Source organism: Methylobacterium sp. B1 (assembly GCF_000333255.1).
GTDB lineage: Bacteria > Pseudomonadota > Alphaproteobacteria > Rhizobiales > Beijerinckiaceae > Methylobacterium > Methylobacterium fujisawaense.
Genome location: NZ_BACT01000748.1, coordinates 1 through 903, shown reverse-complemented (window position 1 = coordinate 903; position 903 = coordinate 1). Strand labels below are relative to the sequence as shown.

The following is a 903-nucleotide window of genomic DNA, read 5'->3' as shown; positions in this document are numbered from 1 at the left end:
TCGCCCGGACGGTCGAGGCCCGCGACGGGCGGGTGCAGACGCGGCGATCCTCCTGAAGATCGCCCCCGACATGGCTTTGGACGCCTTCGACGCGGTTTGCGCAACGCGGCAACGGCGCGGCGTTCAGGCCCTCGTCGTGTCCAACACCACCGTGGCCCGTCCGGCGAGCCTCCGCGAGCAGGGGCTCGCCCGGGAGACCGGCGGGCTGTCGGGCCGGCCGCTCTTCGGCCCGGCGACCCGGATGCTGGCCCAGACGCGCCTGCGGGTCGGAGACACGATTCCGCTGATCGGCGTCGGCGGCGTAGATTCGGCGGAGGCCGCCTGGGCCAAGATCCGGGCCGGGGCCAGTCTCGTGCAGCTCTACTCCGCGCTCGTGTACGAGGGCCCGGGACTGGTCGGGCGCATCAAGGCGGGCCTGCTGGCGCAGATGGACCGGGCCGGCGTCACCAGCCTCGCCACGGTGGTCGGACGGGACGCCGCGGAACTCGCCCGCACCGCGTGAGAGGGGACGCGCCAGTTTAGAAAGGCTTTGCGGAGTGGGAGCTTAGCCTGTGCCCCATGCATGAGGGGCCTGCGCCCGCACGCCATTGTGAGGGACCTGGAGAGCCGCTTATCTCGCGTCTGCGAGACACGTCGCGTCAGCCAATCCAGGACGGTTCATGGCCCAATCTGAAGGGTCTTCCAAGCGCTCATCCGCCGCCGGCGGCTGGGGTGCTCTGAAGAGCTGCGGCAAGCACCTGCTCGGCAGCCGCGCGCCCCTCACCGGCGCCCGCGCGCTGTTGAAGGCCAATCAGCCCGACGGGTTCGACTGCCCCGGCTGCGCCTGGGGCGACCCTGAGCACGGCTCGTCCTTCGAGTTCTGCGAGAACGGCGTGAAGGCGGTCTCCTGGGAGGCCACCGACA

Annotated in this window: 2 pseudogenes; both read left to right on the top strand. The window is 71.3% G+C overall.

Annotation, left to right across the window (positions count from 1 at the left end):
• Positions 1-502: pseudogene (locus I53_RS21995) on the top strand (dihydroorotate dehydrogenase (quinone)); the annotation flags it as partial.
• A 157-nt stretch (positions 503-659) separates the two neighbouring features.
• Positions 660-903 (top strand): annotated as a pseudogene (locus I53_RS21990) (CbbBc protein); the annotation flags it as partial.